Below are 26,409 nucleotides of genomic sequence, written 5' to 3'. Positions count from 1 at the left end.
TATCTTCGGCCCATGAACGTGCAGGAGCGCGACGTCTCGTCGCCCCTCGGCTCGGCGAACCGCCTGCAGAGGCGCAAGCTGAAAACCCGCGGTGCGCTGGTCCGTGCGGCCCAACGCTTCATCGCCGAAGGAAAGCTGAACGCCCCCATCCTGGAGATCACCCAAGCCGCCGACGTCGGCATGGGTTCCTTCTACAACCACTTCTCCAGCAAGGAGGAGTTGTTCGATGCGGCGATCACCGACGCCCTCGACAACCTCGGCGCTTTGCTCGACGTGTTCACCGCTTCGATGGAAGATCCCGCCGAGGCTTTCGCGACCAACTTCCGGCTGACGGGTAGGCTGTTCCGTTATCGCCCCGAAGAGGCCGCGCTCCTGCTCGCCAACGGCGGTTCGCTCATCCTGTCCGATCGTGGACTGTCCCCCCGAGCGCTGCGCGACATCGCCGCGGCAATCGACCGCGGCCGGTTCACCATCAGCGATGCCGAACTCGGGCTGGCCATCGCCGGGGGCATGCTCGTCGGCCTCACCACCCTGCTCCGTGAGCGCCCCGACCGCGAGACGGATGCCACCGTCGACGAGGTGACGGAGAGGTTGCTGCGCACACTGGGTATGACCTCGGCCCAGGCCAGGGCGATGTGCCGAAAGCCGCTGCCTGACATATCCGCCCTGCGCGATTCCCCCGCCGACTGGCCCATTGCCGTATCGCCCGACGCCTGAACCCACGGCGTAGGGACGAGACGTCTCGCGGCAGGTTGGGCACTTTTGGGATCGGTAGCCATCCGGCGCTGTGTATTTGTCTCCACGAGGCCGCCGACGCGGCAGAACGAGAGAAGAGCACATGTCCGCACATACGCGTAAGCGCTACATCGCCGGAGCGTTGATTTCCGCCACCCTCGCCGGAAGCGCCATGAGTGTTGCCGTCGGTACGGCCGAGGCCCAAGTCCCTCCGGGCGGGCCTTACACCTGATGCCCCGGTGATCCGCCGGTCGAGACCGGAAACAAGAAGTTCAACCCTGTCCGCTGGGACGAAGGCATCTGCCACGAGTACTGGTTCGTCTATCACGGGCAGGGCAATGTCGCGCAGAACATCTGGGACGGACCGAATCCTCCTGGACCTCCGCCGGGGCAAGGTGTTGGAGTTCCGCCGCCACCGCTCCCGCCGGGTTGGTGCTGGTCGCTGTTCCTTGCCGGCCCCTGCCCGCCGGGGGTCCCGGGACCACGGCTCGGCTAGGACGGCTCACCCCGGTTTGATCGCCAGGAGCAACCGCACGAGTTCGGCTTGCCGGTGCGTACCGGTCTTGTCGAAGATGTGATGCAGGTGAGTCTTGATCGTCGCGAGCGATAAAGCCATATCATCCGCGATCGGTGTGAGGCCGTCACCGCGCATCACGCGTAACGCTACGTCGGCCTCCGCGTTGGTCAGGCCGAACAACCGCAGCAGCAGTGCCTTTGGCGGCTCGGGTTCGAGGTCGGGATCAACGATCATCACCATTGCTCCGGACGTCATCGGCAGCACGTGGACGATGTACGGGCGCTTTCCCGATGGCCGGCCGCATGTGAGTGATTCTCCTTTGCGAGCGCCGTCGGGTTGTGCGACGCACGCACGGCTGATGCTCTTGGACAGAAGGTCGCTGGTGGATCCGCACAGAGACGCGATGCGCCGGGAGCGCACACACAATCCGTCGTCCGCATTGAAGATTCGCTCGGCTGCCGTATTAATCTGTGCCACATCGTGATTCACCGCGACGAGGGCGATTCCGTGGCGCGATGTTTCGATGACTGCGTTGACGTCATCGGCACGGGCGGCCAGCTCCGAGAAGTGGCTCTGAGTGTGGAGGGCTTGCTGGAGGTGCGGAACGATCGCGCTGAGGAACTTGACCCGCTCGGCCGTCTCGAACGGCTTAGCCCGTTCCGGGGCCACGGCCAGGAAGCTCGTCGGAATCGCGCCGACCGCCAGCCTCAGGAACAATCCCTCACACATGTCGTAGGGACGCATGAAGTCCGCATAAAACTCCGAGTGCTTCGTCAGCGCCACCAGCTCTGGCCCGCCTCTGATCAGACCGACCGGACCGTCCTCGACCGCATCCAGAACGCAGTCGATCGCGTAGTAGTGCTCGCGGTAGCGGCTGCTCACCTCCTCGGGCACTGTGATCGCCATCACCGACCGGGAACTCCCGGCGCCGAGGAACAGTCCCGATCCGGTCGCGCCGAGAAGCCGACTGATCTCCGTCAACGCCGACGTCCAGTTCTCCGACCGGATCGACGACGCGTAGATGGCAGAGACTACGCGCGAGAAATCGTCGATCGTGACCATTGCCGACTCCGACGGTCTACCCAACTTCGCGGCATCGGCGCCCCCTCCCACCTGCGGTTGGCTGGGAACTGTAGCCCGGTCACCGCCCTTGGGTGAGACTTTGGCGCCTCCGCGCGCGGTTTTTTACGCAGTAGTCATTCAGTCGGCGCCGGCCAGGTGCCTGCCGTAGAAGGTCGCCAGACGGTCGACGGCCTGGTCCACGTATTCGGGTACGTCGTACATCTCGTAGTGACCCGCTCCCTCGACGATCAGCAGATCGGCCGGATTGGGCGCCATTCGCCAGAGCTTCATGCCTGCTTCATAGGACTTCGTCACGCCCTTGCGGCCGGCCAGTATCACCTGCAGTGGTTGCGTCAGCAACTGGTCGACGAGGTGGAATGCGTCATAGCCCAGCAGCAGGGGGTCGCTGCGAACCAGGCGACGGTTCGTTGATCGCGGATGAGAACCCCGAGGGGTCCGGTAGTAGGTGAGCGCCTGGGTGTTGTCGATGTCGGTGATACCTGCCGCCGCGGCGTCTTCGAGGGTGTCAGGAAGCCAATTGACCCGAGCCATGTCGCCGGTTTCGGCTTCCCGGCGGCGGGTGAGCGCGAGGTCGTCCAGCGCCTTGGCGGGACCGTCGGGAGCGAACGCCGCGGAGCGCCACGAGTCACCCATGTTGCCGCCAACGACGGTCGCGACCGCCCGGATGCGGTGATCGGTGCGGGCGGTGTACACCGCGTACCCACCGCCTGCACAGATCCCGAGTACGCCGATGCGGCCCGGGTCGACACCATCCATGACGCTAAGGGCGTCGATGACGTACGAGATGTCCTCGCCACGTTGATAGGGATCTTCGAGATCGCGTGGCTCGCCGCCGCTCGCGCCCTGGTAGGCGGAGTCGAAGACCACCGAAACGAAGCCGCGTGCGGCAAGCCGCGTCGCGTAGTTGGCTCCGATCTGCTCCTTGACGCTGCTGCCCGGGGTGGACAGCACGACGGCCGGATAACTCGCCGACCCGTCGAAATCAGCCGGCAGGTGGACGTCGGCGGCAAGCGTGAGTTGTCCTCTCGGCACGGACACGGATCGCACCGTCATATAGCTCCCTTTGATCGTTGTCCTGCAGTGCTAACCCGTCACCGGGCCAGATGCTTCCGCCAGCTCAGAGTTGGCTGGCTCCGCCGTCGACATAGATCTCGGAGCCGGTCATGAACGAGCTCGTACTCGACGCCAAGAAGGTGACCACACCGCCGATTTCCTCTGGTGCCGCACGGCGTTTCATGGGTATGGAGGACGTCAGGTCCGCGAGTGCGTCACCGGAGCCGGAGAACAGGTCGGCGAGGCCAGGTGTCTCCGTGACGCCCGGGGCGATGACGTTGACACGAATGTTGCGGTCGACGAGTTCGGCTGCCCAACTGCGGGCCAGGGAACGAATGGCGGTCTTGGAGGCGGCGTAGACGCTCATCCCGGGTGACGCCTTCACATCGCCCGCCGAGCCGCACAGGATCAACGAGGAACCGTCGTTCAGAAGCGGCAGCGCAGCCTGGATAGTCGCGATAATTCCGCCGACGTTGGTGTTGAACGTCTTCGTGTAGTGCTCCCAGGTGAGGTCTCCCAGTGCCGCCATCTCGGCGATGCCTGCGTTGGCAAAGACGACATCGAGTTTGCGTCCCGTCGCCTCGATGGTGGATGCGACGTGGTCGAGGTCGGATTGGTCGGTGACGTCGGCGCGGATGTGGCTAGCCCGATCGGCACCGATGTCTGCTACGGCCTCTTTGAGCGCGTCCTCGCGCCGGCCCACGAGAACCGCGTAGGCACCCGCCTCGGCGAGGGCGCGAGCTGCCGCCAGTCCGATCCCCGAGGTGGCTCCGGTGACCAACGCGGTCTTCCCTGCCAGCACCGACATGACGCCTCCTATTTTGTACCGTTCGGTTTGATCGCACTTTACATGGTTTTGTACCGTTCGGTAGGCGGACAGTTCGTCGCGATATCAGAGGACTAAGATCGCGCCATGAGCGCAGATCAGCGCAATGGCGGAGGCCGACCTCGCGCCTTCGACGAGGACGAGGCGCTCGACGCTGCTATCGACACGTTCTGGCGACTTGGATACGAAGGCGCGTCGATGACAGAGCTGACGCAGGCCATGGGAATCAACAAGCCAAGCCTCTACGCCGTCTTCGGTAGCAAGGAGAAGCTGTTCACCCTGGCACTGGAACGTTACGGGCTGCTGTACCGACAGCAATTGACTGCGGTGCTGGGCAGATCTACTGCGTACGAGGTGCTGAAGTCCTACCTGCGCTCCGTTGCCGACGCGGCCACAGACGGGACATTGGGTTGTCTGTCCATCCAGGGCGGCTTGGCCTGTGGTCCGGACAACGCCCACATCCCGCGCCTTCTCGCCGACTATCGTCGCGGCCTGGAGGAGGCCGTTACCAACGCACTTGTCAATGCGCAGGATCTCTCTCGAGGCACCGACGGCATCGACGCGGCCACCCTTGCGGGATACGCCGTGACGGTGGGGCAGGGGCTCGCAGTGCACGCCGCGGCGGGAGTGCCGCGAGACAAGTTGGACGCGATCGTCGACGTGGCGCTGGCCGGGCTGGCGAAACTAATTGCTACTGAGCGGCAACCTGATTGAGGGTGATGGTGAACGGCTCATCGACTACGTCGCTTTCCCCGCACACATCGTCCGGCCCCTGGAAAACCGTGCCATGAAGAGTCGCTGCGTCGATTGACACCCGTCGTGTCGCCGGCGCATCGGTGCCGTCTTCGCAGTCCCACCCGATCGGGTGCGTGTAGGTGAACGTCCACTGCCCATCCATGAGCCACGCGTCGGCGTTCACGTGCCCGCTGTCGCTGACGACGTGCGCGCAAGCAGAACCGCACGGCGTCACGACCCACGTGTTGGTTGAGCCGTCTTGGGTCTGCAAGCGAAACGTCCCGTTGAACACCGGACCGTCGGCTGCAGCCTGCGCGGCCAGACCTAGCGAGGCCCCGGCGCAGACGATCACGACGGCGAAGACGTTGCCTTTTCTCACGTTCCCCCCGAAAGTTTGACTGTGCAACATCCGGATCGTAGGGCCTGCCCGGCGGCTTGTCTCCAATACAGCCGCGCGGCACGTACTCGATAATCTGGGATTCGGTAAACCATGGCAGCTCAGCATGATTCAACACGCCGAACCGCATGCAGCTCCCCCGTGTGCCCGTCCTCGTTCGGCCGGGGCGGCCGCAGCCAGGCCTCGGTCTACATTCTGCGCAAGCATCAGGGCCCTTCTGTCCTGCAGCCTCATGACCTACCAGCATTAACTGTGAGGCGCACCACGGTGAAAGGACGTTCGGTTGGGTCGCCGCGACGCGACTGTGACTATGGACGTACACACAGTTGAGGACACACCATGCGCACCAGCTCTGATAGCGGCATCCTGCAGCCTGGCGACACCTGCTGGCGAACCGCCCGTGCCGACCGTTTCAGCCGCATCGTCGACGGGGCCGACTACCTCGCGGATGTGAAGTCGGCGATGCTGCGCGCCAAGCACCGGATCATGCTGATCGGATGGGACTTCGACTACCGGACCGCATTCGAGGCTGACGGCGGATCACTACCCGGGCCCAACCACCTCGGACCGTTTCTGCACTGGCTGGTATGGCGCCGGCCCGACCTCCGGGTGTATCTGCTCAAGTCGAATCTGCGCCTCTTGGCGGCGTTTGACGGATTCTGGTTCGGCATCGCACCGGTCGGCCTGCTCAACCTCGTCACGTCGCCCCGTATGCACTTTGCGGTCGACGGCGCACATCCACCCGGGGCAGTCCACCATCAGAAGATCGTGGTCGTCGACGACACCGTGGCGTTCTGCGGCGGCATCGACTTGACCCTCGGCCGGTGGGATACACGGCAGCACCTCGGCGACGACTCGCGCAGGAAGGGAGCCGGGCAACTCTACGGCCCGCGACACGAAGTCGCGACAGTCTGCGACGGCGATGCAGCACGCGCGCTCGCCGAACAAGCCCGCTACCGCTGGGAAACCGCTACCGGCGAACAACTCGAGCCGATCACCACGCAACGCAAGATCTGGCCACGCGGTGTTCGGAAGCCGCTGCGCGACGTCGAGATCGGCATCGCCAGAACGCTGCCTGCGCTCCCGCAACGCGAAGAGGTACGCGAGGTCGAGGCGCTCAACATGGCCGCGGTCGCCGCCGCCAAAGAAGTGATCTACCTGGAGAACCAATATTTGGCTGCTCGCACGTTGGCCGAGGCGCTGGCCGCGCGTCTGAAAGAACCGGACGGGCCAGAGGTCATCATCGTGTTGCCGCGAAGTTCGGAGAGCCGGCTGGAACAGCAGTCGATGGACAGCGCCCGGCAGCGCCTGCTTCGGTTGCTGTGGGACGCGGATATCCACGGGCGTCTAGGCGTGTATTGGCCGGTATCCCGCGGCGGTGTTCCCGTCTATATCCACTCCAAGGTGATGGTGATCGATGACCGTCTGCTGCGGATCGGCTCGTCGAATCTCAACAACCGGTCGCTGGGCTTCGACAGCGAGTGTGACATCGCGCTGGAGGCAGTGCCCGGCTCGACGGACCACGCGATGATCTCCGACGAGATCGCCTACGCCAGGGATGATCTGCTGGCCGAACATCTCGGTGTCTCGGTCAAAGTCCTTCGCGCCGAAATCGACAGCCAGGGTTCACTTCTCGCCGCTGTCAATGCGCTGCGCACCGCTGGTCGGTCGCTGCGCAAATTCACCCGGACGCAAACGTCGGCCGACGCCGGCCCCTTCGCAGAGAACGATCTGATGGACCCCCCGAGTGTGCCCGAATCGGTGGCCAAGGGCGTCCTCACCCTGGTCACCGGCGCGGCGCTCTGGCCGCTGACCCGCCTTGCACCGCAAGCGGTTTCGACCGTGCGATCACTGTCGGACGCGGCGGCGGCGCTGCGCAACGTGGCGGAGTCCCTGCGGGACAACCCGGACAGTTGAGCACCAGGACATCATTGCCGCAGGAATAGATCCTGCCGCGCCGACCGTCGCGACCCACACCGACATGTGCCGGGTTCGGCACCTCCAAACTGCTCGTGATATGCGGCCCTGCTGATCCCCGCTCACGACGTATACGTGCCCGATCGGCCCACTGCCGCAGGCGACCGTCAACGTGGAGCTGGCGAAAGGAGTTCGTAATCGACACCGAGGAGACGGTATGTCGGCTCGGCTCGACGGTCGCAGGTGACGAGCAACAGCTGGTGCGCACGTGCGGCTGCCCCTACCAGACCGTCGTAGAACGCTCCCCCGGTCACACCAGCGTGGGCCATCTCCTTCACGACACGTTTGGTCTCCGCGGACGACAGAAAACGAGACTCCGGGAAGTTCGTGTCTTCGAGGCGCAGGGTAGCCGCCGGACTGAGCCGGTGCGGGGGCGGAAGCCGGGTCAGCACGGACAGTAGCTCGACCGCTGCGTGGCCCGACATTCCGCGCCGACAGTCGAGGAGTCGCTTTCTGGCCTGGGCATGAAAGGGGTTCTCGCGCTGGACAAGTGCGAGCGCCGCGCTGGTATCGATCAGTACGATGTCATCTTTGGTCGGCAAGCCGCAGCTCCCTGACCTCGTCTGGATTCAGTTTCGGCCCGCCGAGCGGCAGTAGCAGAAGACCGTCTTCTTCGACCAGCTCGTCTGCTGCCACACTCTCGATGCGGATGGCGGCCCCGTCGAGGAATACTTCCACCTCACCTGCGGTGATACCCGCCTGGTCCCGCAGCGCTTTGGGAATTACCAATCGTCCTGCCCTGTCTATGGACGTTCGCATACCGCAAGGATACCAATGTTTTGGTAGTGGTATGGATCCTCCGGGGCCTCACATTGCGTAACGGTGCACCGTCTCGGGATGGAGGACGATCCGGACCCACCGCTGGGCCGACATCTCCGCGAGATCGCTTGCGCGGCGGGCATCATCGAGATCCCAGTATCGCGCGGCGAGTCGCTTCAGCACCGCGTGAGCACCGTCGTCCGCGACCGTCGCGGTGCCCGTCACCGCCACCCACCTTTCCCGCTCGCCGACGGGAGCGGTCACGACGAGCGATGCGCGCGGGTCTCGTCGCAGTCGACGCACGCGCACGGCATCCGGAGCACTGAACAGTTGCACCTCCCCTGACTCGGTGACCTCGAACCACACCGGCCGCGGCTGCGGCGGAACCGGCCCGTCGGCGGTGGACAGGAGGCCGTAGAGCGGACGCCGGAACAACTCCAGATCTTCCTCGGTCAAACCGCTCATCACGTCCACGCTCCGGTGACCGCCACGCGCAGCACGTAGTCCTCGAAGCTGCGAGCCGGGCGCCCGAGCACGGCGGCGACGTCCTCGGTGGTTTCGGCGATCACACCGCTGCCCATCAGCACGAACATCTCCGCGACGTGCTCGGCGCCGCCGCGATCAACTCCCTGTCCGACGAGTGCCTCGACGTAGTCGTGGGGGTTGATGCGCCGGAAGGAGATCGACCGGCCGCAGGCTCGGGAGATGAGATCGACAGCCTCCTCGAAGGTGATGGACCGGGGCCCGCTCAACTCGTAGACGCGTCCCGTGTGCCGGTCGGGGTCGATGAGAACATGCGCGGCGACGTCGGCGACATCCTCCAGGTCGATGAATGGCTCACCGATATCACCTGCGGGAAGCGCCAATTCACCGTCGAGCAGAGGTTGGTGCCAGAGTTCTTCGTCGAAGTTCTGCGCGAAGTTGTTCGGTCGCAAGATGGTCCATGGAATGTCCGAGGCGCTTACGGCGTCCTCGGCGTCGCGCATGTCGCGCCCGAACGACGAATCACCCCAGTCATCGGCGCCGCGGCCAGAGAGTAGAACGAGGTGGCGCACGCCCGCCGCCGTCGCCTGCGCCGCGAACTCGTGGACCGGCCCGGGCACCGCCGGCGGCACGACGTACACGGCTCTCACACCCTGCAACACCGCGTTCCAGCCGCTCGGATCGGCCCAGTCGAACGGAATTTCGCTGCGGCGCGAGACGGCGCGGACGGGCAGGCCCTTCAGCCGGAGCCGGGCCGCGACCCGTCGTCCAGACTTACCGCTCGCCCCCAGGACGAGAGTCGTTGAATCATTCATGACGTCGAGTCAACGCGCTTCTGTCGGACGAGTACATGGGTGAAAAGCCGAAAAACCTGGGCGATCGTCTAACCTGGGCACATGGATGCGTTCGGTGACCTATTCCGGGGTGTACGAGCGCACGGCTCGCTGTTCGGCAGTTCGCTCCTGACCCCGCCCTGGGCGCTGCACTTCGTGGACGGCGCACCGCTGACGCTGTGCGCGGTGCTCGGCGGCGGCGGGTGGATCGTCCCCGAGGACGGAGCGCCGCAACGCCTCGACTCGCATGAGACCGTCCTGGTGCGCGGACCGGGCACCTTCACCTTTGTCGACGACCTCGACACCGCAGCCGAACCGATCGCCTGCGGCGAATTCTGCGCGACGCCCGAGCACGGCGGCACCCGCCACCGACTCGGGTGGAGTGACAGCGGAAACAGCGACGGTGCAACGACTTTAATTGTGGGCGCCTATCCCGTGCGTGGCGAGATCAGCCGCCGCCTCCTCGATGCCCTACCGGTCGTGTTGCATGTGGGGGCAGCCGAAACGGGCGACGCCGTCCTCGACCATCTGGCAGCCGAGGTCGCGATGGATGTACCCGGTCAGCAGGTCGTGCTCGATCGACTGCTCGACTGGATGCTGGTGTGCACCATCCGGGAGTGGTTCGACAGACCCGGCGGTGAGCCGCCGGCCTGGTGGGTGGCTCAGCGGGATCCGGTGGTCGGCGACGCGCTGCGCCTGCTGCACGACGAGCCCGCTGCACCATGGACGGTCAAAGCACTCGCCGAACGCATCGGAGTGTCCCGGTCCACGCTGGCGAAACGCTTCTCCGATCTCATGGGCGAGGCCCCGCTGACGTATCTGACGCAGTGGCGGATGGCGCTGGCGGTGGACCGATTGGTCGACGAACCGACGTCCTCGATCGCCGAGGTAGCCCGCTCGGTCGGATATGCCGACCCGTTCGCGTTCAGTGCGGCGTTCAAGCGCGTGCGCGGCATGAACCCGCGCGACTTCCGGCGCGAGGCACTAGGCGCATGAGTCGCGCCGACATGCCCTGCGCCTGAGCTCAATCCAAGATCGCAGTCGCTTCGACCTCGACGAGGACGTCGGGCTCGAACAGATAATCCACTCCGATCAGGGAGGCCGGGGGCATCGGTGTCGGCAGCCCGATCTCGGCGGCCACCTGCTCCACTCCGGCCATGAACGCAGCGATCTTCTCAGGTGCCCACTGCGTGACGTAGAACGTCAATCGGACGACATCGGTGAATGCCGCGCCGGCCGCGGCAAGCCCGATCGCGGTGTTGCGCAATGCGTGCGCGACCTGCCCCGCGAGATCGCCGGTGGCGACCGGCGTTCCGTCCGCTGTTCGTGCGATCTGCCCGCTCACGTGCACGTGGCGGGTGCCGGTGCCGACGGCGACGTGGTGGTACGGAACGGGCTGGGTCAGCCCGTCGGGCGACAAGTACCGGACAGACACGGGCGCTCCTTGTGGGTTGTCGTCAGGGACGGTGGGCGGGGACGGTTGCAGTCACGGGGATCTGTCGATCCAGTCCGCACCGGACCGCCCATGAAGAATCGCACTCACCCGGGCAGCGATTCGTTGATCATCGTTCCACGGCACGACCGTCCCGGTCGACCAATGCCTTTGAGGCGCTTACCGCCGTGTCGAGGGCCAAAGCGCCCGGTCCGGTGAACACCAGCAGCAGGAACGCAAAGCAGTTCATCACCGCGGGCTCCCCTTGATTGACCGCGGGCCAAAAGCTCATCGACGCGTGGCCCATGAAGTACGCGAAAGCCATCGTTCCCGAGGCCAGGAACGCCGCCGGCCTGGTCGCCGCTCCTAGGGCGATCAGGACTCCGCACACGAGTTCGATGGCACCGGCGTACCAATACGGCCAAACCCCGAACCCGGCGGATTCCCCTGCGGGCCAGCCGAACAGAGCAGTTGTCCCATGGACGGCCAGCATCAGGGCGAACACAACTCGGAAGGCGGCCAGCACGTACGGGGTCATCGGAGCCAAGCGCGCATCTAGGTAACGTTCCATGTCAGACATTTCCTTTCGACGTGTTGCTGCGAAGTCGCGTTGAGTGGAAAGGGAGCCAGGTCATTTGATGACCAGGTTGATGACGATGACCGCCACTCCGAGGCAGGTGTTGCCAAGCCCGACAGCGCATGCCGCCCAACGGGAGTATCCACTGATACGCCCCGCCACCACGCCCCAGGCGAATAGCAGTCCCGCATTCACCATCAGGGTGACGGATGTGTAGCCGATCGTCAGTGATCCATCTGCGGCCACGGAGTCGTCGCGCCATCCGGTCAGGTGTGCGATCCATAAGGCCAACAGCGTCGGTACTGCGGCGAGGACCATGGGCACGCCAGTCAGCATCGAGGATCCGAGATCCTTCCAGAGGCTGGCGGTGGTACTCACCTGGTGGGTGGAGACATGCTGTCCGTAGCTTCTCGTCAGCGCCGCAATCGCGACGCTGGCGGCCACCCAGCCCGCTGAGTAGGCGGGCGGTGCCCCGATGGGGATCGCGGCGAGCGTGGCGCTGGCGAACACCGTTCCGATCACTCCGCCGTAGATATCGTTGGCGGACAACCACTTCAACATTGATGTTTTCCTCATCGCTGTCCTGACTGCACGGCGTCCCGGTCAGCAGCGTCGAGACGCAGCGAGTCGACAAGGCGCCGATACAGCGCGCAGCGCTCCAGCAGATCCTCGTGGCGCCCGTGGTCGACGATGCGCCCGCGGTCCATGACGATGATCGTGTCGGCGTCGACGACGGTCGAGAGGCGATGAGCAATCGTCAGTACCGCGCGTTCGCGCGCCTGATGACGGATGACGTCGTGAACCGCGGTCTCGGAAAGGCCATCGATCTGCGCGGTGACCTCGTCGAGCAGAAGCACGTCGGGTTCGGCAAGTAACGCCCGCGCGAGCGCGATGCGCTGCCGCTGCCCGCCCGAGACGGTCACCGCCGAGACGTCCGTGTCGAGTCCCTGCTCGAGTCCGCAGACCATGTCAGTCAGTCGCAGCTGCTGGAGCACGTTATCGATATCTGCCTGCGACGCCGACTGATTGGCGAACATGAGATTGTCCCGCAGCGTTCCGGGCAGCAGGGGGCTGTCCTGCTCCACATAGCCGAGACGAGCACGAACACCCGCGATCCCAAGGTCCGAGTAGGTGACGCCCGACATCGTCAAACGACCTGCCTCGGGCTCGATGAACTTCAGGATCAAGGCGAAGATCGTGGTCTTGCCCGCGCCTGACGGCCCCACGATCGCGGTGTGGCCGTGCCGAGGCACCTCGAAGCTGACGTCGCGCAGTACAGGCGGCCCTTCGCCCCGATAGCGGACACTGACGTGTTCGACTGCGATGGCCGGCGCCTCGTCGGAGCGCCGCCCCTGATTGTTCACCGATCTGTCGTCGCTGTGCTCCAGGTCCAGTGATCGCACGTCCCGTATCCGGCCCGCCGCGGCTATCCCGGCCTGCAGCGTCGTGAGATGGCTGCTCAATTCCATGGTGGGTCCGAGTAAGCCGACCGCATAGAGCAGGAAGGCAACCAGAGTCGACATGGTGAGCTGCCCCGCCGCCACCAGATAGGCACCCCCGCAGACGATCACGAGGGTCGCAACCTGGATTCCGGAGAAGGCCACACTCCACACCAGCGCCTCTCTGCGCACCGCACGCAGAGAGTGCTCGCGCGAGTCCTTGGCAAGCACGAGAAGCGCTTTCGACTGCCGTTCCTCGGCCGCAGCGACCTTGATGGTCTTGATGGCACGCAGCGTGGTCTCGAGGACGCCACCGAGCCGGCCCAGCGAACCCTGCGCGTCTTCCTGCGCTTGCCCTATCGCGGGCATCAGCGTCGCGAAAATGAGCGAGATCAGCACGATGGCCGCGATGGTGACTGCCCCGAGCAAGGGATGGAGGTAGACCATCAAGACCAAGGTGCCGACGATGGTGATGGTGCCGTTGACAAGACCGACTGCGCTCGACGATGCCGCCTCGCGCAGCAGCACCGTGTCGCTGGTCACCCGGGTCACCAGCTCACCACCCGGTCGCAACTGCAGGGGTATCAGCCGCGCACGCAGAAACCGTCGGACCATACCCTGGCGGGCGTCGTAGACGACGTCCTCGGCCAAGGTCCCCAGGACCACCCACTGCCGCCAGCTCAAGATGGTGCCCACAACGATCAAACCGGCAAGCAGCAGGATCGGTCCGATGAACCGGCTCCCCTGCGCGCCAATGGAGTCCAGAACCCACCGGGTCACCAGCGGCGTGGCGAGTTCGGCCGCCGACACGCCCAACCCCAACACCAGAGCAAAGACCAGCTTCGCCCTGTGCGGCCGGGCGAACCCCCACAGCACGGACAGCTTGGTGGGCTGTACCGGGGCGTGCGCGTCGGCAATAGCGGCGGCGGACATGCACTAATTGGGACATTTATGTCCGATTTTCGTCAAGTTGCGTCCCGCTATCGACATATCGGGCACGATAGACGCATGTCGTCGACTGGCCGACCGATGCGAGTGCGCGACCGCACCCGTGCGGCCTTGCTCTCGGCGGCCATCGACGTGCTGACCGACAACACCGCAGCGTCCATGGGTGAGATCGCCAAGGCGGCGGGCGTCGCACGAAGCACCCTGAACCGGTACTTCCCCGACCGCGCCGCGCTGACCGAGGGCATCGAAGGGTTCGTCGAGTCCGAGTACGAGGAAGCCGTGCGGGCGGCTCGGACCGGGGAAGGCACCGGGTTGGCGGCCTACCTGCGCATCGTCGACGAGATGTTGGAGCGCCTCGACAGTTTGGGATGGTGGATGCGAGCGACAGAGGACTACGACCTCGACGACTTCGAGTGTGAGGCGGATCAGGGGATCATCGCCGTCATCCAGCGTGGTCAGGGCGATGGCACGGTAGACACGCAGTTCACCCCGGTGTTCATGGTCGGCGCAACGTGGTCGATGTTGACGGCAGCCCACTACGACGTGCGGCACGGTAAGCAACCTCGCCGGGAGACCCGAGAGATGTGCCGGACGGCACTGGCGAAACTGGCTCGCGCACAGTCAGATTGACGCTTGCGATCGACCGTTCGTCATCCGCAGCTGTGTGACACCGCGACGACGACCTTGTCACCGCGCCGCTCCGACGCCGCGATGAATGCCTTGGCGGCATCGGTCAGCGCATAACGGTCAGTGACCAGAGCGTCGAGGTCTATCCCGTCGCACGCCATCGCGATCGCGTCGGGATAGGTGTCGAGCATGCGCCGCACCATCGCAAACGTCAGGCCCTTGCGGCGCGCGTCAGCGGCGGGAAAAGACGACGCGTCCTCGGACGGGATACCCGCCAGCGCCACTCTGGCGCCCGGCCGCCCGGCGGCGACCGCGATACCAATGGCCGAGTCGGTGCCGGCTACCTCGATGACGACGTCGACACCCCGGCCGCCGGTCGCGTCGCGCACCGCGTCGGCTGCGTCGGCGGACGACCACACCGCATCGGCGCCGGCGCCCAGGGCCGACAGCCTTCGGTGTACCAACGGCTCGACGGCGAACACTCTGGCGGCGCCCTGCTTTCGCGCCACCTGTACCACCAACTGACCGATCGGGCCCGCACCGATCACCAGCACGTCGGCGCCTGGCCGCAGGTGGCTGACGCGCACCGCGTGGATCGCCACACCCAGCGGTTCCAGCAGCGCGCCCGCATCGTCGCTCAGCTCGTCGGGCAGCGGGTACAGCAGCTGATCAGGCCACAGCAGGTATTCCTGCAGTGCACCGTCGACGGACCCGTGTCCGGCGAACTGCACTGTGGGGCAAAGGTTGTGCTGGCCTGCAAGACATATCTCGCACTTCTGGCACGGTATCGCGGGATCCACCGCGACGCGACGCCCGGCATAGGGCCCGGTCATCGCGACGGCGGCGAACTCGTGGCCCGGCACCACCGGATGCTCGATCCGGTTCTCACCGATGCCGCCGTCGACGAACCAGTGCAGGTCGGAGCCGCAGATGCCCACCGAGGTCACCCGTAGCAATGACCACCCCGGCGGCGGTTCACCGGGTTCGGGCTCGCCGCCGACGCGCAGATCTCCGATGCCGTGCAGCCGTGCGGCCTTCATGGACGGATGTCTCCACTCACAGGCCGGCTGCGACGTGGTGGTACACGTCGTTCCACCTGAGTTCATGGGCGAACCCGCGCGTCGTGGTATCGGCGTCGATGACGAGCAGCTCGGTCTCCGTCATTGCGGCGAAGTCGTCGATCGTCTCGGTGCCGAGGGCCGTCGTGAGCACCGTGTGATGCGGTGCACCGGCCATCAGCCACGCCTCTGCCGAGGTGGACCACGAGGGCAGCGGCTCCCACACGGCACAGGCTACGGGCAGGTTCGGAAGATCCGCGGTCGGCTCGACGACACGAACTTCGTTGGCCACCAGTCGGAATCGGCTACCCATGTCACAGATCCCGACAACGACCGCGTTGCCAGGTGCGGCTGTGAAGCGCAGCCGCACCGGATCATCGCGACCGCCGATGGAGAGCGGATGCACCTCCAGCGTCGGAGTGCCCGCCGCGATGCTGGGGCACACCTCCAGCATGTGGGCACCCAGGATCCGCTCACGCCCCGGCGTCAGGTCGTAGGTGTAGTCCTCCATGAAGGACGTGCCACCGGGCAGGCCCTCGGCCATCACCTTGATGGTCCGCAGCATCATCGCTGTCTTCCAGTCGCCTTCGCCGCCGAATCCGTAGCCGTCGGCCATCAGCCGCTGCACGGCCAGCCCGGGGAGCTGGCGCAGCCCACCGAGGTCTTCGAAGTTCGTGGTGAAGGCACCGAAGCCACCCTGCTGCAGAAACTTTCGCAGACCCAGTTCAATCTGTGCGCCGTGGCGCAGCGATGCATGCTTGTCGCCGCCGGGACGCAGCTCGTCGGCCAGCCGATAGGTGTGCTCGTACTCGCGGACCAGTTTGTCGACATCCGCGGCATTGACCCGGTCGACGACGTTCACGAGATCGTTGACGCCGTAGGTGTTGACCGACACCCCGAAGTGCGCCTCGGCCTCGACTTTGTCTCCCTCCGTGACGGCCACCCCGCGCATGTTGTCTCCGAAGCGGGCGACCTTGAGCGTGGACAGGTCCGCATTGCCGAGGGCAGCCCGAACCCACGAGCCGATCCGGCGCCGGGTGTCGCCATGATCGACATGGCCGGCGATTGTCTTGCGTGGATGCGAAAGCCGGGACTGGATGTATCCGAACTCCCGGTCGCCGTGCGCGGCCTGATTCAGGTTCATGAAGTCCATGTCGATGGTGCCCCAGGGCAACTCGACACCGAACTGGGTGTGCAGATGCAGCAGTGGCTTGCGCAGCGCCTTAAGACCTCGGATCCACATCTTTGCCGGGGAGAACGTGTGCATCCACGCGATGACGCCGATGCACTCGTCGGTGCTATTGGCCTCGGCGAACACCCTGGCAATCTGCTCCGCGTCGGTGACCACCGGAAGCCACCGCACCTCGACGGGTACCTCGCTGCTCGCGTCGAGTCGCTCGGCGATCTGTCGCGATTGGTCGGTGACCTGATCGAGGATCTCCGGACCGTACAGGTGCTGACTGCCCGTGACCAGCCACACCTGACTGGTGACGAGCGTGGGCGCGGTCATCGTGTCTCCTCCGGGGTTCCTGAACGGCCGACCTGGCCGTACACGTTCTGGTAGCGCTCGAACAGCGCGGTGACGTCGGCGTCGGCCAGCGGCGACGCCGACCCGAGTTGGCGGCTGATGTGGACGGTGCGGGCCACGTCCTCAACCATGACGGCGGCCTTGACGGCGTCCCGAGCGGTGCGGCCGATGGTGAACGGTCCGTGGCTCCGCATCAGCACCGCGGGAGATCTGCTGTGCCGCAATGTATCCACGATGCCCCGCCCGATGGAGTCGTCGCCGATGAGCGCGAAGGGGCCGACCGGGACTTCTCCGCCGAACTCATCGGCGATCATGGTCAGCACGCAGGGTATCGGCTCGCCGCGGGCAGCCCACGCGGTGGCATAGGTGGAATGCGTGTGCACCACCCCACCGACGTGCGGCATATGCCGGTAGACGTAGGCGTGGGCTGCGGTGTCTGAGGACGGGTTCAGCGCACCGTCGACCAGGTTGCCGTACAGGTCGCATACGACCATGTCGGCAGCGGTCAGCGAATCGTAATCGGCGCCTGATGGTTTGATCACCATCAGATCGCGGCCGGGCACCCGGGCCGAGACGTTGCCCGCTGTCCAGATGACGAGTTCGTACCGGGTCAGGTGCGTGTGCAATTCGCAGACCTGCTCTCGCAGATCGGCGATGACGCGGTCGACGTCGGAAGTGATTGTCATGCTGTGGCTCCCAGCGTCTCTCGGGCTCCGATGCGACGCAGTCGGCGCATCATCTCGTTACCGCGGCCGAACCATTCGTAGGCCGCGACGTACTCGCGGTAGAGCCTGTTGTATGCGTCGGCGTTTTCGGGGATCGGCTCGTAGGCGTTGCGGGTTCGGCGACCCATTTGTGCCGCGGCGGCGGGAACGTTGTCGAAAACTCCCGCGGCCGCGGCAGCGTGGATCGCCGAACCCAGCGCGGGCGCTTGTGCTGACGGCACGGTCGACAGTGGTAGCCCGACGGCATCGGCGTAGATCTGCATCAGGAGCCGGTTCTTCAAAAGTCCGCCCGCCACGACCAATTCGGTGACCGGCACACCGCTGGCCAGAAACGTCTCCACGATCATCCGGGTGCCGAATGCGGTGGCCTCCAGCAGCGCGCGGTACATGTCGACGCAGGTGGTCTCCAGCGTCTGACCGATCATCACCCCGGACAGCTCGTGGTCGACGAGGACCGATCGGTTACCGCTGTGCCAGTCCAGCGCGACGAGGCCGTGTTCGCCGACCCGCTGCTGGCTCGCCAATTCGGTGAGATAGGCGTGGAGGGTTTGCCCGCGCCTGCGCGCCTCGACGTGATAGCTCTCGGGAACGCAGTTGTCCACGAACCACCCGAAGATGTCGCCGACCCCGGACTGGCCGGCCTCGTATCCCCAACTGCCGTCAGAGATTCCGTCCCGAACCACGCCGCACATGCCGGGCACATCGCGCAGGACATCGGAGTTCATCACGTGGCAGGTGGACGTTCCCATGATGGCGACCAGACATCCGGGCTCCAGCGCGTCGGCCGCGGCGACGGTGACGTGCGCGTCGACATTGCCCACCGCGACGGCGATGCCTTCCGGCAGGCCGGTCCAACGTGCGGCCTGGGCGGTGAGCCCACCGGCCCGCTGCCCGAGGCGACCGATCTGGTGATCCAGCTTCTCGGTGACGAAGTCCGCGAATTCGGGCCGAACCTCGGCGAGGAACTCCCGTGACGGGTAGCGGCCGTCTTGTCGAATGCCTTTGTATCCGGCACTGCACGCGTTGCGGACGTAAATTCCGCTGAGCTGCCACACGATCCAGTCCGCGGCCTCGACGAAGCGGTCCATCGCCGCGTACACCTCCGGGTCCTCGTCGAGGATCTCGAGGGCCTTTGCGAACTCCCACTCACTGGAGATCAGTCCGCCATAGCGAGGCAGCCAGCTCTCCCCCCGTCGGGCCGCTACGGCATTGATCCGGTCGGCCTGCGGTTGCGGGGAATGGTGGCGCCAGAGCTTGGCGTACGCGTGTGGGCGCTCGGTGAAGCCGTCGAGCTCACACAGCGGGGTTCCGTCGCCGCGGACCGGCACCATGGTGCAGGCGGTGAAGTCGGTGCCGATGCCGACGATGTCTGCCGGGTCGATACCCGCCTTTGCGACGGCCTCGGGCACGGCGGTGCGCAGAACATCGACGTAGTCGGACGGCACCTGCAGTGCCCACTGCGAAGGAAGTCGAATCTGGCTGCCGGGCAGGGTTTCGGTGACCACGGCATGCGTGTAGACGTGCTCGGCGCTCGCCATCTCGGCACCGTCGCTGACGCGGACTACCAGCGCCCGCCCGGACAGGGTGCCGAAGTCGACACCGACCGCATACTTTTCGTTCTTCATGGCGCCTCCTGTGGCGGGGCCGTACTGGCACGAATGATCAGTTCCGGGACGAGGAGGGGCACACTGGACGGTGCGCCCTCCAACGTCTTGGTCACCAGGTCGATGGCCCGCTGACCGAGGACCCGGAAGTCCTGCCTGACGGTCGTGAGGGCCGGGTTGAGATAGCCGGATTCGGGAATGTCGTCGAACCCGACGACGCTGATGTCCTCGGGCACCCGCACGCCTGCCTCGGCGAATGCGTGCATCACCCCGATCGACATCTGATCGTTGGCGACGAATACCGCTGTACTGCGGGCCCTTTGCACCAGTTCACGCCCGATCCGGTAGCCGCTCTGCGGGGTCCAGTCGCCTTCCCAGAGCTCCCGCGCGGCCAGGCCTGCGGAGCGCATCGTCTCCTCGTAGCCGGTGCGACGGCCTTTGGCCTCGGTGTAGGTGAGGGGTCCCGCTACGTGGTCGATCGCGCGGTGCCCGAGGTCCAGGAGGTGCTGGGTGGCTTGCCGCGCACCCTCGATCTGGTCGACGCCGACGGTCAAACCGCGGCCGGAGAGATCTCCCTCGACCACGATCAGCGGTACCCCGGCACTCGTCGCGTGCACGACCGCGAGCGCATCTTCCTTGCCGACGATCATCACGATCGCTTCGACGGACTGTCGGACGAGATGGTCGAGGGCACTGTGGAGTTCCTCGACGGTCACCTCGGCCAGCGGAACGAGGCTGGAGAAGTAGCCTGCCGCCCGAGCGGCCTCGAGCACGGAGCGCTGGATGCTCGCCGGCCCGTAGAGCCCACTGTTGGACCCCACGACGCCGATGATCCCGGAGCGCCGCGTCACCAGTGCCCGCGCCGCGGTGTTGGGACGGTAGCCGAGCTCTTGGATGGCCTCCTCGACACGGGCCTTCGTGGCGGGTCGAATGTTGGCCGAGCCGTTGATGACTCGTGAGACGGTCTGATGGCTGACTCCCGCGAGCCGCGCGACGTCGGCCATCACCGGCTTCGCCGTCGAGGGTGTGTTCGATTGGGGGCTCATCCGTGCTTCCTCACCACTAGTCGCTGCACCAGCACGAAGACCAAGAGCAAAGCGCCCGTCATGATCCGGGTCCAGTACGAGTCGAGGTTCTCCGCTGTCACGAATGTTTGTATCGTGCCGAGCACCAGGACACCGATGACCGAGCCAAGTACGAAGCCGACGCCGCCGGAGAGCAGGACACCGCCGATCACAGCCGCGGCAATGGCGTCGAGCTCCAAGCCGATGCCGTTGAGGCTGTAGCCCGACAGCTTCTGCACGGCCAACAGCAGGCCCGCGAGTGCGGCACAGAATCCGCTGATGGCATACACCGAGACCCGCGCCCGGGACGCGTCCAGCCCCATCAGCTGTGCCGACTGCCGGTTTCCACCGACGGCGTACACCGTCCGGCCGAATCGGGTCTGGTGCAGCACATAGACCGCGATGACCACCACGACGGCCGCGATGACGACTGTCCAGCGGATGAACTTGTCCTCGTAGAGGTACACGTAGTTCAGCCCGATCACGCGCAGCACCGGATCGTTGATCGGCAGGGTGTCGACGCTGATCACGTAGCACAGCCCACGAGCCAAGAACATGCCCGCAAGCGTCACGATGAACGGCTGCACGTCGAAGTGCTCGATGATCAAGCCCATCAGCATCCCGAGGAACGGCCCGACCACCAGCACCGTGCCCACGGCCAGCGGCATCGGCCAGCCGGCCTGCAGCGCACTCGCGACGATCACGGTGGACAGCGCCACCACGGATCCGACCGAAAGATCGATACCCCCGGTGAGGATGACGAACGTCATGCCGACCGCCAGGACGATCAGATACGCGTTGTCCACCAACAGGTTCAGGAACACCTGTGCGGGACTGGCAAAGTCGTAGCGAGCCACGACAACCGCGAACATCACGGCGAACAGTGCCAGCGACGCCAGGGGCGACAGATACCGTCCGGTGGCACGCCGCAGCAGGCTGCCGGCGACGGCCCGGGGCCGCATGTCGATTCCGATGCTCACTTCGCCACCACCGAGGGTCGTGCGGGGATCGTCGCCGATCCCTCGGCGGCACCCTTCTCGGTCGGGGATGTCGGTCCCTTGGTCCGCGAGGGTCGGCGACGAAAGAGAGCGCCGCGGAATTTGGGCGACTGCAGCAGGCACACGGCGATGACGACCAGGGCCTTGAACACCAGCGTCGTCTCCGGGGTGATGCCCGCGGTGTACACGGTCGTCGTGAGCGTTTGGATGATCAGCGCTCCCAGAATGGTTCCGGTGAGGCTGAATCGTCCTCCGAGCAGCGAGGTTCCGCCGATCACCACGGCGAGGATGGCGTCCATCTCGATCCACAGTCCGGCGTTGTTGGCGTCGGCGGCCGAGATGTTGGACGCGATCATCAGGCCCGCGATGCCGGCGCACAGGGCGCAGAACACGTAGACCGCGAACACGATGGAGCGATGCCGGACACCCGCGAGCCGGCTGGCTTCCGGGTTGACACCGACCGACTCCAGCAGCATGCCCAGCGCGGTGCGCCGGGTGAGCAGACCCACGAGCGCGAACACCGAGAGGCTGACCAGGATCGCGACGGGCAGGCCGAATACGAAGCCGGCACCCAGCACCTTGAAGGGAGCACTCACGGTGGTGACGATCTGACCGTCGGTGATGAACAGGGCGATGCCCCGGCCGGCGGTCATGAGGACGAGGGTCGCGATGATCGGCTGGACCCGGAAGACCGAGACCAGCATGCCGTTCCACAACCCGAGCCCGACGGCGACGCCGAGAGCGATGCCCATGGCGGTGATGACCGATCCGACGCTCGTCGGGTCGGCCGACGCGGCGATGTGCGCGCACGCCAGTGCTCCGCTGACGGCGACCACCGCGCCGACGGACAGGTCGATACCGCGCGACGCGATGACCAGGGTCATCCCGAGGGCGACCAGCATGGTTGGCGCGCCGTTTCGGAGGATGTCGATGAGGCTGCCGAAGAGGTGGCCGTCCTGCACCCGGATGCTCAGAAAGCTCGGTGTCAGAATGACATTCACGATCAGCAACGCGATCAGGGCCAGGGTAGGCCACAACAGCGGCGACGAGTTCAGCTTCTTGATCATCACTGCGCTCCGCCCGCGATGAGTGCGGTCAGCTCCCGGACGCCGCACTCCTTGCCGACGACGGCGATGCAATGCCCGTCGCGCAGCACCGCGATCCGGTCGCTCATCCGCGCGACCTCGTCGAGTTCGGCGGAGATGAAGACCACCCCCATGCCGTCAACGGCGAGATCGGCGACGAGTTTCTGAATCTGCGCCTTGGCTCCCACATCGATACCTCGGGTGGGCTCGTCGAGGATGAACAGCTGCGGCTCGGTGATCAACCAACGCGCCAGCAGCACCTTCTGCTGGTTGCCACCGCTGAGGTTCTTGACCAGTGCGCCGGGATTCCGCGGCCTGATGTCGAGGGCCTCCATGTAGCGATCGACGAGGTCCTCCTTCACCCGGCTGGACAACGGGCGGGCGAACCCTCGGCGCGCCTGCAGCGCGAGCACCAGGTTGTCGCGGACGGAGAGCTCGCCGATGATGCCTTCCCCTTTGCGATCCTCCGACGAGAAGGCGATGCCGTTGGCGATTGCCGCGCGTGGTGAGCGCAGGGTGACCGCTTTGCCGTTCATGGTGATCCGTCCGCTGCTGGCACGGTCGGCGCCGAAGAGCAAGCGGGCCAATTCGGTTCGGCCCGAACCCAACAGCCCCGCCAGGCCGACCACCTCTGCGCGGTGGACGTCGAGATCGAGCGGTGCAACCGCGGGTGTGCGACCGAGGTCGCGTGCGCTGATCACGGTCTCGCCGCTGCCGACGTCGCGGTCGGCGGCGCGGTCGTCCATCGCGTCGCCGATCTCCTCGAGCAGGTCCAATTCGTGGCCGAGCATCGCTGCGACCAGCTGCACCCGGTCCAGGGTTGCGGTGCGGTACTCCCCGACCAGACGCCCGTTGCGCAGCACCGTCATTCGGTCCGAGATCGCGTACACCTGGTCAAGAAAGTGGGAGACGAACAGGATCGCTGTGCCGCCGTCTCGAAGCCGGCGCATCACCCGGAAAAGTTCGGCGACCTCGTCCGCATCGAGACTGGAGGTCGGCTCGTCGAGGATGAGCACCTTGGCCGACACCGCTGTCGCCCGTGCGATGGCGACCAACTGCTGCAGGGCGATGGGGTGCTCACCAAGGGTCGAGGTCGGCTCGATGCTCACGTCGAGTTGGCCGAGCAGCTCGGCGGCGCGGCGGTTCATCGCACGGTAGTCGATACGACCCAGCCGACGGGGTTCGCGGCCGAGCAGAATGTTCTCTGCCACAGTGAGATTCGGACAGAGGTTGACCTCCTGGTACACCGTGCTGATGCCTGCGTCCTGCGCTTGACGGGGGCCGCTGAACCGCTGCTCGACCCCACCGACCGCGATGGATCCCGAATCGATGTCGTAAACCCCGGTCAGCGCCTTGATCAAGGTTGACTTGCCGGCTCCGTTCTCGCCCATCAGGGCGTGGATCTCGCCGGGCAGCAGCCGGAAGTCGACGGAGTCGAGCGCCTTGACCCCGGGGAAGTCGATGGAGACGTCCCGCATCTCCACCACGGGCGGTGGTGCAGTCATCGTGGGATCCCTCGCTGACCCGAGATCAGTACTTGCGCTCGGGCAGTGCGGCAGACGCTTGCGCCTGATCGAAGGTCTGGTCTTCGGTGACGATGCGGGTGGGCACGGTCTCGCCGGCGACCACCTTCTTCGCGATGTCCATCAGCTGCGGACCGAGCAGCGGGTTGCACTCGACAAGGAAGTTGAATTTGCCGTCGGCGGTGGCCTGCATGCCGTCCCGGGTGGCGTCGATGGCGACGATCTTGATGTCCACGCCCGGCTTCTTGCCCGCCGCTTCGATGGCCTCGACAGCGCCGAGACCCATGTCGTCGTTCTGCGCGAAGACGACGTCGATGTCGGGATGGGTCTTCAGGAACGCCTCCATCACCTGTTTGCCGCCGGATCGCGTGAAATCACCTGTCTGCGAGGCGATCACCGTCAGATTGGGGTTTACGGCGATGGCCTCGGCGAAACCACTGGTGCGCTCCAGTGCGGGGTCCGAACCGGTGGTACCTTCCAGTTGCACGATGTTGACCGGGCCGGGTGCCGAGGCGAATTCCTTGGCGACCCAATCACCGGCCCACTGGCCCTCCTGCACGAAGTCCGCCCCGATGAAGGTCTTGTAGACGTCGGGTTCGGTGGTGTCGACCGCGCGGTCGGTGAGGATGACGGGGATGCCGGCATTCTTGGCCTCCAGGAGCACGGCGTCCCAGCCGGTGCGTACCACCGGACTGAATGCGATGACATCGACGCGCTGCTGAATGAAGGAGCGGATTGCGGAGATCTGATTCTCCTGTTCGCCGTTGGCGTCGGAGAACTTCAGATCGACGCCTGCCTCCTTCGCGGCTTCCTGGATGGACGTCGTGTTCGCGGTCCGCCACCCGCTCTCCGCGCCCACTTGGGAGAAGCCCATCGTGATCTGTCCGCCGTCGGCCCAGCCGCCGCCGGACTGGCCGGACGGGGCCGGTCCGCTCCCGCAGGCGGTGAGCACACCTGCCGTCGCGATGCCCAGCATCGCAATCAGAAATTTGTTCACGACCGCTCCTTTGATGTCCGCATTCGTCGATGTCAAGACGGATCCACACCGGATCGCGTGGGAATCTGAGTGACGCAGCTGCGATGTGACCTGCGCTACACCTGACGGATGTTAACGCTCACATTTATGGGCTGTCAATCATTTGTGAGCGCTCACATTCACCGCCGGCCAGCCCTTGACAAAGGCGTGACCGCGGTCACAAGATCTGGATGTTAGCGCTCACATGCACCGGGGCCGCTCCCCGTGATCGCAACCCGAAACTGACACATCGGAGGACTTCATGCGCAAGAGCTTTGTTCGAATCGTGGGCGCGCTCGCCGTGGCCGCCGCCCTCACCAGCGCGGGCTGCGGTCGGTCTACCTCGCCCGAGGCCGGCGGCGGTGCCGGCTCCGGTGAACGCACGGGCACGGTGGGCATCGCGATGCCCACGAAGTCCTCCGAGCGATGGGTCGCCGACGGGGACAACATGGCCGAGCAGTTTCAGGCCCTCGGCTACGACACCGACCTGCAGTACGGCGACGACGTCGTACAGAACCAGGTGTCCCAGATCGAAAACATGATCACCAAGGGCGTCAAGGTGCTCGTCGTTGCACCGATCGACGGATCCTCGCTGACCGATATCCTGCAGCGCGCGGCCGACGCCGACATTCCCGTGGTCAGCTACGACCGCTTGATCCGCGGGTCGGAGAATGTGGACTACTACGCGACGTTCGACAACTTCAAGGTCGGTGTCCTGCAGGCCACCTACATCGTCGACAAGCTCGGCGTCGCACAAGGCAAGGGCCCCTTCAACATCGAGCTGTTCGCAGGCTCGCCCGACGACAACAACGCGACGTTCTTCTTCGACGGCGCGATGAGCGTCCTGCAGCCCTACATCGACAGCGGCAAGCTGGTGGTCAAGAGCGGCCAGACGTCGTTCGACCAGGTCGCGACGCTTCGTTGGGACGGTGGCCTGGCCCAGTCCCGGATGGACAACCTGCTCAGTCGCAGTTACACCAGCGGGCGCGTCGACGCCGTTCTGTCCCCCTACGACGGCATGTCGGTCGGCATCATCTCCGCACTGAAGAGCGCCGGTTACGGCACTCCCGCCAATCCCCTGCCGATCGTCACCGGCCAGGACGCCGAGCTGGCGTCGGTGAAGTCGATCATCGCCGGCGAGCAGACCCAGACCGTGTTCAAGGACACCCGCGAGCTGGCGAAAGCGGCTGTCCAGATGGCAGATTCGCTGCTGACCGGTGGAACCCCGGAGACGAACGACACCACGACCTACGACAACGGCGTCAAGGTGGTCCCGGCATTCCTGCTCGAACCAGTCAGCGTCGACAAGTCGAATTACGAAAAGGTCCTCGTCGAATCCGGGTACTACACCCAGGCGCAACTCGCGTGACGGGACCCGACACCACAGC

General features: G+C 65.6%; 28 protein-coding genes. 7 read left to right on the top strand and 21 right to left on the bottom strand.

Features of this window, described 5'->3' with window-relative positions:
• Window positions 1–12 precede the first annotated feature (12 nt).
• Both AWC12_RS11870 and AWC12_RS31900 read left to right on the top strand, forming a co-directional pair.
• Window positions 13–717 (top strand): TetR/AcrR family transcriptional regulator, encoded by a 705-nt coding sequence (locus tag AWC12_RS11870; protein WP_085174470.1) that lies wholly within the window; start codon window positions 13–15, stop codon window positions 715–717.
• A 121-nt stretch (window positions 718–838) separates the two neighbouring features.
• Window positions 839–967 (top strand): hypothetical protein, encoded by a 129-nt coding sequence (locus tag AWC12_RS31900; protein WP_268786514.1) that lies wholly within the window; start codon window positions 839–841, stop codon window positions 965–967.
• 270 nt (window positions 968–1,237) lie between these two features.
• Here the strand turns inward: AWC12_RS31900 and AWC12_RS11865 are convergent, their stop codons facing one another.
• From AWC12_RS11865 to AWC12_RS11855, 3 genes are all read right to left on the bottom strand, one after another.
• Entirely contained in the window at window positions 1,238–2,314 is a 1,077-nt protein-coding gene (locus AWC12_RS11865) for a helix-turn-helix transcriptional regulator (protein ID WP_085174468.1), read from the bottom strand.
• A gap of 138 nt (window positions 2,315–2,452) precedes the next feature.
• Window positions 2,453–3,388, bottom strand: coding sequence for an alpha/beta hydrolase (locus tag AWC12_RS11860; RefSeq protein WP_085174466.1), 936 nt, complete (start codon window positions 3,386–3,388; stop codon window positions 2,453–2,455).
• A gap of 64 nt (window positions 3,389–3,452) precedes the next feature.
• Complete coding sequence (locus tag AWC12_RS11855; RefSeq protein ID WP_085174464.1) at window positions 3,453–4,196, bottom strand: SDR family NAD(P)-dependent oxidoreductase; 744 nt, start codon at window positions 4,194–4,196, stop codon at window positions 3,453–3,455.
• A gap of 105 nt (window positions 4,197–4,301) precedes the next feature.
• Between AWC12_RS11855 and AWC12_RS11850 the strand changes: the two genes are divergently transcribed.
• The gene (locus AWC12_RS11850; protein WP_085174462.1) at window positions 4,302–4,928 is read left to right on the top strand and encodes a TetR/AcrR family transcriptional regulator; all 627 of its coding nucleotides are present in this window, start codon (window positions 4,302–4,304) and stop codon (window positions 4,926–4,928) included.
• Here the strand turns inward: AWC12_RS11850 and AWC12_RS11845 are convergent.
• Window positions 4,906–5,328 carry a hypothetical protein gene (locus AWC12_RS11845; RefSeq protein ID WP_085174460.1) on the bottom strand — a complete coding sequence of 141 codons (423 nt, stop codon included), beginning with the start codon at window positions 5,326–5,328 and terminating at the stop codon, window positions 4,906–4,908. The genes AWC12_RS11850 and AWC12_RS11845 overlap by 23 nt on opposite strands.
• A gap of 357 nt (window positions 5,329–5,685) precedes the next feature.
• Here AWC12_RS11845 and AWC12_RS11840 point away from each other — a divergent pair, with 357 nt between their 5' ends.
• Window positions 5,686–7,263, top strand: coding sequence for a phospholipase D-like domain-containing protein (locus tag AWC12_RS11840; RefSeq protein WP_085174458.1), 1,578 nt, complete (start codon window positions 5,686–5,688; stop codon window positions 7,261–7,263).
• 167 nt (window positions 7,264–7,430) lie between these two features.
• On the opposite strand, the gene AWC12_RS11835 is transcribed toward AWC12_RS11840, so the two are convergent.
• From AWC12_RS11835 to AWC12_RS11820, 4 genes are read right to left on the bottom strand one after another with little or no spacing between them, the layout of a single operon-like run.
• Window positions 7,431–7,865, bottom strand: coding sequence for a type II toxin-antitoxin system VapC family toxin (locus AWC12_RS11835; RefSeq protein ID WP_085174456.1), 435 nt, complete (start codon window positions 7,863–7,865; stop codon window positions 7,431–7,433).
• Window positions 7,849–8,082, bottom strand: a complete 234-nt coding sequence (locus AWC12_RS11830) for an AbrB/MazE/SpoVT family DNA-binding domain-containing protein (RefSeq protein ID WP_234813978.1) — start codon at window positions 8,080–8,082, stop codon at window positions 7,849–7,851. The genes AWC12_RS11835 and AWC12_RS11830 overlap by 17 nt, the downstream gene beginning before the upstream one ends.
• A 48-nt stretch (window positions 8,083–8,130) precedes the next feature.
• Window positions 8,131–8,547 (bottom strand): pyridoxamine 5'-phosphate oxidase family protein, encoded by a 417-nt coding sequence (locus AWC12_RS11825; RefSeq protein WP_085174619.1) that lies wholly within the window; start codon window positions 8,545–8,547, stop codon window positions 8,131–8,133.
• Complete coding sequence (locus AWC12_RS11820; protein WP_085174452.1) at window positions 8,547–9,380, bottom strand: NAD(P)H-binding protein; 834 nt, start codon at window positions 9,378–9,380, stop codon at window positions 8,547–8,549. Before AWC12_RS11820 ends, AWC12_RS11825 begins: the two co-directional genes overlap by 1 nt.
• Window positions 9,381–9,461: 81 nt before the next feature.
• Here AWC12_RS11820 and AWC12_RS11815 point away from each other — a divergent pair, with 81 nt between their 5' ends.
• On the top strand, window positions 9,462–10,394 hold the full coding sequence (locus tag AWC12_RS11815; RefSeq protein WP_085174450.1) for an AraC family transcriptional regulator: 933 nt from the start codon (window positions 9,462–9,464) through the stop codon (window positions 10,392–10,394).
• A 28-nt stretch (window positions 10,395–10,422) separates the two neighbouring features.
• On the opposite strand, the gene AWC12_RS11810 is transcribed toward AWC12_RS11815, so the two are convergent.
• From AWC12_RS11810 to AWC12_RS11795, 4 genes are all read right to left on the bottom strand, one after another.
• A complete protein-coding gene (locus tag AWC12_RS11810) occupies window positions 10,423–10,833 on the bottom strand; it encodes a RidA family protein (RefSeq protein WP_085174448.1) in 411 nt (136 codons plus the stop codon).
• A 127-nt stretch (window positions 10,834–10,960) separates the two neighbouring features.
• The gene (locus tag AWC12_RS11805) at window positions 10,961–11,401 is read right to left on the bottom strand and encodes a DoxX family protein (RefSeq protein WP_085174617.1); all 441 of its coding nucleotides are present in this window, start codon (window positions 11,399–11,401) and stop codon (window positions 10,961–10,963) included.
• Between the two features lie 60 nt (window positions 11,402–11,461).
• Window positions 11,462–11,968, bottom strand: a complete 507-nt coding sequence (locus AWC12_RS11800) for a hypothetical protein (protein ID WP_085174446.1) — start codon at window positions 11,966–11,968, stop codon at window positions 11,462–11,464.
• Between the two features lie 11 nt (window positions 11,969–11,979).
• Window positions 11,980–13,779: an ABC transporter ATP-binding protein gene (locus AWC12_RS11795; protein ID WP_085174444.1), complete on the bottom strand. Its 1,800-nt coding sequence runs from the start codon at window positions 13,777–13,779 to the stop codon at window positions 11,980–11,982.
• A gap of 75 nt (window positions 13,780–13,854) precedes the next feature.
• Here AWC12_RS11795 and AWC12_RS11790 point away from each other — a divergent pair, with 75 nt between their 5' ends.
• On the top strand, window positions 13,855–14,424 hold the full coding sequence (locus AWC12_RS11790; RefSeq protein WP_036464974.1) for a TetR/AcrR family transcriptional regulator: 570 nt from the start codon (window positions 13,855–13,857) through the stop codon (window positions 14,422–14,424).
• Between the two features lie 20 nt (window positions 14,425–14,444).
• On the opposite strand, the gene AWC12_RS11785 is transcribed toward AWC12_RS11790, so the two are convergent.
• The 9 genes from AWC12_RS11785 to AWC12_RS11745 are packed head-to-tail and all read right to left on the bottom strand — an operon-like array spanning window position 14,445 to window position 25,003.
• The gene (locus tag AWC12_RS11785; RefSeq protein ID WP_085174440.1) at window positions 14,445–15,461 is read right to left on the bottom strand and encodes a zinc-dependent alcohol dehydrogenase; all 1,017 of its coding nucleotides are present in this window, start codon (window positions 15,459–15,461) and stop codon (window positions 14,445–14,447) included.
• Between the two features lie 16 nt (window positions 15,462–15,477).
• Window positions 15,478–16,989, bottom strand: a complete 1,512-nt coding sequence (araA, locus tag AWC12_RS11780; RefSeq protein WP_085174438.1) for an L-arabinose isomerase — start codon at window positions 16,987–16,989, stop codon at window positions 15,478–15,480.
• Window positions 16,986–17,693: an L-ribulose-5-phosphate 4-epimerase gene (locus AWC12_RS11775; protein WP_085174436.1), complete on the bottom strand. Its 708-nt coding sequence runs from the start codon at window positions 17,691–17,693 to the stop codon at window positions 16,986–16,988. The genes araA and AWC12_RS11775 overlap by 4 nt, the downstream gene beginning before the upstream one ends.
• A complete protein-coding gene (gene araB, locus AWC12_RS11770) occupies window positions 17,690–19,357 on the bottom strand; it encodes a ribulokinase (protein WP_085174434.1) in 1,668 nt (555 codons plus the stop codon). The genes AWC12_RS11775 and araB overlap by 4 nt, the downstream gene beginning before the upstream one ends.
• Window positions 19,354–20,382, bottom strand: a complete 1,029-nt coding sequence (locus AWC12_RS11765) for a LacI family DNA-binding transcriptional regulator (RefSeq protein WP_085174432.1) — start codon at window positions 20,380–20,382, stop codon at window positions 19,354–19,356. The genes araB and AWC12_RS11765 overlap by 4 nt, the downstream gene beginning before the upstream one ends.
• Window positions 20,379–21,380 (bottom strand): ABC transporter permease subunit, encoded by a 1,002-nt coding sequence (locus AWC12_RS11760; RefSeq protein ID WP_234813977.1) that lies wholly within the window; start codon window positions 21,378–21,380, stop codon window positions 20,379–20,381. Before AWC12_RS11760 ends, AWC12_RS11765 begins: the two co-directional genes overlap by 4 nt.
• Window positions 21,377–22,465 carry an ABC transporter permease gene (locus tag AWC12_RS11755; RefSeq protein ID WP_165762801.1) on the bottom strand — a complete coding sequence of 363 codons (1,089 nt, stop codon included), beginning with the start codon at window positions 22,463–22,465 and terminating at the stop codon, window positions 21,377–21,379. Before AWC12_RS11755 ends, AWC12_RS11760 begins: the two co-directional genes overlap by 4 nt.
• Entirely contained in the window at window positions 22,465–23,988 is a 1,524-nt protein-coding gene (locus AWC12_RS11750; protein WP_085174427.1) for a sugar ABC transporter ATP-binding protein, read from the bottom strand. The genes AWC12_RS11755 and AWC12_RS11750 overlap by 1 nt, the downstream gene beginning before the upstream one ends.
• Window positions 23,989–24,013: 25 nt before the next feature.
• Window positions 24,014–25,003 (bottom strand): ABC transporter substrate-binding protein, encoded by a 990-nt coding sequence (locus AWC12_RS11745; RefSeq protein WP_234813976.1) that lies wholly within the window; start codon window positions 25,001–25,003, stop codon window positions 24,014–24,016.
• Between the two features lie 280 nt (window positions 25,004–25,283).
• Between AWC12_RS11745 and chvE the strand changes: the two genes are divergently transcribed.
• A complete protein-coding gene (chvE, locus tag AWC12_RS11740; RefSeq protein WP_085174425.1) occupies window positions 25,284–26,390 on the top strand; it encodes a multiple monosaccharide ABC transporter substrate-binding protein in 1,107 nt (368 codons plus the stop codon).
• Window positions 26,391–26,409: the final 19 nt, after the last annotated feature.

The organism is Mycolicibacterium iranicum (genome assembly GCF_002101705.1).
Classification (GTDB): Bacteria; Actinomycetota; Actinomycetes; order Mycobacteriales; family Mycobacteriaceae; genus Mycobacterium; species Mycobacterium iranicum.
The sequence above is the reverse complement of the archived record's forward strand: the minus strand, read 5'-3'. Positions and strand labels throughout refer to the sequence as shown.